Consider the following 3,847-nt stretch of genomic DNA (forward strand, 5'->3'; position numbering starts at 1 on the left):
ATCGATTATTTAGGACTAGTCACAAGGAACTTCTTTCAATTGAATCTTGTCTGGAAAATTTAACTTCTTGATATCTTTAAATACCATTCTTCCATCCTTTTCTTCAATGTCGCCATAACCTTCAATTAAGGCATTTCCTTTTTTTAGAAAAGCAAGTTGTCTAAAAGATTCAACTCCTTCTGACATAAAGATATAATTAGCAACGATGGTATCGCCATTGATACTTCCAACAATGTTTCCAGAATTTTTATCTTTTTCGAACAGGTCATAATTTATGTTTCCGCTCACTTTTCCGTTGTCGTACAACAAATTAGCTTCGATTAAATCTTTTCCGTTGTCGAATTTATAGCAAACATTTTTTAAAGGTTCACGTTCAGAAGTTACATCAACAACAGTTTCGGTTTTGGCAGAATCTACTTTGTTTTGTTCCTGAGAATCATCAGCTTTTTTACATGAAAAAAGCAAAGCTACAATCATAAAAGATAAAAGAATTTTGTTTTTCATATTTAATAAATTTGATAAATTAAAGCATAAAATTACAAAAAAAAATCCACTCAAAATTATTGAATGGATTTTCTATTGTTGATTTTTTTTTAGCAATTATGCGTCCAAGTCAACTGTAGTTGCTTCTGCAATTTTCTTGTATGTTCCGTTTACTAACTTTTCACGAATTGCTTCAAACGCAGCAAGTGTTTCATCAATATCAGCCAATGTATGAGAAGCTGTAGGAATCATTCTCAATAATATTATTCCTTTTGGTATTACAGGATAAACTACGATTGAAAGAAAAATACCATAATTCTCTCTCAAATCATTTACCATAATCATCGCTTCTGGAATTGAACCTTCAAGATAAACAGGAGTCACACAAGTATTTGTATCACCAATATTGAAACCTTTAGATTTTAATCCGTTTTGTAAGGCATTAACATTTTCCCAAAGTTTATCTTTTAATTCTGATGATTTACGAAGTAACTCTAAACGCTTTAAAGCACCAACCGTTTGAATCATTGGCAATGCCTTTGCAAACATTTGAGAACGTAAATTATATTTTAAATAATCAATAACATCTTTATCGGCAGCAAGGAAAGCTCCAATACTTGCCATAGATTTTGCAAATGTTGAGAAATAAACATCAATTCCGTCTTGACAGCCTTGCTCTTCTCCTGCTCCAGCACCAGTTTTTCCTAATGTTCCAAAACCGTGAGCATCATCAACTAATAAACGGAAATTGTACTTTTCTTTTAAAGCAACAATTTCTTTTAGTTTTCCTTGTTGTCCACGCATTCCGAAAACTCCTTCTGTAATGAATAAAATTCCACCACCAGTTTCTGTAGCCATTTTGGTAGCACGCTGAAGATTTTTCTCCATGCTTTCCAAGTCGTTATGTTTGTATGTAAAACGTTTTCCCATGTGAAGACGAACGCCATCAATAATACAAGCGTGCGCATCTACATCATAAACAATGATATCATTTTTTGTAACCAAAGCGTCAATACATGACATAATTCCTTGGTATCCAAAGTTTAATAAGTAAGCCGATTCTTTCATTACAAAAGCAGCCAATTCTTTTTCAAGTTGTTCGTGAGCATCAGTATGACCACTCATCATTCGCGCACCCATCGGATATGCCGCACCATATTGAGCAGCAGCATCTGCATCGGCTTTACGAACTTCTGGATGATTTGCCAATCCTAAGTAATCGTTCAAACTCCAGTTCAAAATATTTTTTCCTTGAAATTGCATTCTTGGTCCAAGTTCTCCTTCTAATTTAGGAAAAACAAAGTAACCTTCTGCTTGAGACGCCCATTTTCCTAATGGTCCTTTATTGTTTTGTATTCTTTCAAATAAATCTTTTACCATGATAAATATGTTGTTTTAAAACGATGCAAAAGTAATGATTATTTTGTTTTTATTTTGAATTATTTTATCTACATCTTTTTAACAACTCCAAATAATTGTAGCAGGAGAAAAGTAAATTACAATTGAAAATCTTTTAAGTAACCATCACACATCTTTTCTCGTAGTAATTGAACTCATTTTCATTATTCTTCTCACTACCAAATAATAAAACTGATAACCTAAAATATAAAACTCTCTAAATAAAAAAAAGCAACCTTTTACAGTTGCTTTCTCCAATTTAATAAAGAGTTTCAAATCTTAAAAGTATAAAATATGAGTCCCAAACAAATTTTTAACCTAGAAGATAATCTAAGAAGATTGATAAGATAAGAACTATTATTAAATTTATTTAGCTTTAAAAAACTTTTAAAAGTTTAAATGATTTTTCAAAACAAATATTAACTTACTTCGTTAGCCAAGATAAGTTGTTCTAAATTCTTGTTTATACGTAGTTTTACGTGTTTTTCATTTTTTTTACATACATTTTGAAATAGTTTCAAAAAGCACGTCTTTATTTACTGGTTTAGACAAGTAAAAATCCATTCCGATCTCTTTAACTCTGTCCTTTGTAGATTCCATAACGTCGGCAGTTACAGCAATTATTGGAATATTTTTATCGTTAATTCCCGAATTTCCACTGCGAATTGCAATTGTAGCCTCGTAACCATCCATAACTGGCATTTGAAGATCCATTAAAATCACATCGTATTTCGATTTTCTTAAAAACTCTAAACCCTCTTCACCATTAAATGCGTAATCAACTTCGGTATTGAGCCATTTTTTGGTAATCATTTTCAACACCATTTGGTTCATTGCATTGTCTTCTACTACTAAAATTCTTTTTCCGTGAAGGTTATAATTGCTTATTGCTTCCAATTTAACTTCCTCTTTTACAGCAACTTTAGTTAAATTCAATTTCACATTACAAACCGTTCCCTGATTTACAATACTTTGAACTTCAATTTCGCCTTTGTACAAATTAACCAATGCTTTTACAATGTATAATCCTAAACCAAGTCCACCATATTTTCTAGAGTTTTTAATGGATTGTTGCGAAAATGAATCGAAAATACTGTTGATTTTTTCTTTAGAAATTCCGTCTCCAGTATCAGAAACAATAAAGTTTAGAGCAACTTTATCATTTATAATTTCACAATCAACTTTAAATTTCACAATACCTTCATTAGTGAATTTCAATGCATTAGAAAGTAGATTCATAACAATTTGTCTAATTCTATTCACATCACCAAACACCATTTTAGGTAAATCTTGACACTGAGTATATTGAAAATCAAGACCTTTGTTTTGCGCTCTGTTTAAAGTATCGGTTTTAATTTCGTCTAGTAATTTATGAATGTCAAATTCTCCTTCTTCTAGTTTTATTTCATCTTTTTCAATTTTAGAAAAATCCAAAATATCGTTAACGGAACTCAATAAACTAGTTGACGAACTTCGAATCACTTCACACTTTTCTTGAATCGATTTACTGTCGGTTTCGCCATCAATAGATTCTATAAAATTCATTATTGTGTTTAAAGGCGTTCGCAACTCATGACTTATATTAGATAGAAAATACGACTTCATTTCGTTCATTTCCTCCGACTTTTGAAGTGCCAATCCTTGTTGATTTTCTCTTTCGTCTTTTAGATCTTTAATCACGCTAGCCAATGAAAACGACAAAAAGATTACTTCAAGTCCGGTTCCTAATTTCGAACTGTTTTCTGTAATAAAATTATAAGGCAACAAACTAAAATTTTTCAATATAAACACCACAAAACCAGTTATCAATGACAAAATACCCAATGTAAAAAACAAATAAACTTTCTTTGTTTTTAGATAAATATTTACTGTTGATGTGATTATTAAAATTAGTAAGAACAAACCAAGAACGTTCATGATGGGATAACCATATTTAAACCAATTTGGAACGAAAACAATCATAAGT

Annotated in this window: 3 protein-coding genes; all 3 read right to left on the reverse strand. The window is 30.9% G+C overall.

Annotated elements, in window-relative coordinates; all coding sequences use genetic code 11:
- Positions 1-15 precede the first annotated feature (15 nt).
- Positions 16-504: a hypothetical protein gene (locus DIU01_RS00785; RefSeq protein ID WP_290831364.1), complete on the reverse strand. Its 489-nt coding sequence runs from the start codon at positions 502-504 to the stop codon at positions 16-18.
- Between the two features lie 96 nt (positions 505-600).
- Positions 601-1,863, reverse strand: coding sequence for a pyridoxal phosphate-dependent aminotransferase family protein (locus tag DIU01_RS00790; protein ID WP_290831365.1), 1,263 nt, complete (start codon positions 1,861-1,863; stop codon positions 601-603).
- A gap of 513 nt (positions 1,864-2,376) precedes the next feature.
- A partial coding sequence (locus DIU01_RS00795; protein WP_290831366.1) for an ATP-binding protein occupies positions 2,377-3,847 on the reverse strand: 1,471 nt, incomplete at its 5' end.

It is taken from the genome of Flavobacterium sp. (assembly GCF_003525665.1).
In the GTDB taxonomy this organism is placed as follows: domain Bacteria; phylum Bacteroidota; class Bacteroidia; order Flavobacteriales; family Flavobacteriaceae; genus Flavobacterium.

Excerpts from the sequence above, each read along its gene's own strand:
- DIU01_RS00785 (WP_290831364.1), bottom strand. The coding sequence starts at position 504 with ATGAAAAACAAAATTCTTTTATCTTTTATGATTGTAGCTTTGCTTTTT.
- DIU01_RS00790 (WP_290831365.1), bottom strand. The coding sequence starts at position 1,863 with ATGGTAAAAGATTTATTTGAAAGAATACAAAACAATAAAGGACCATTA.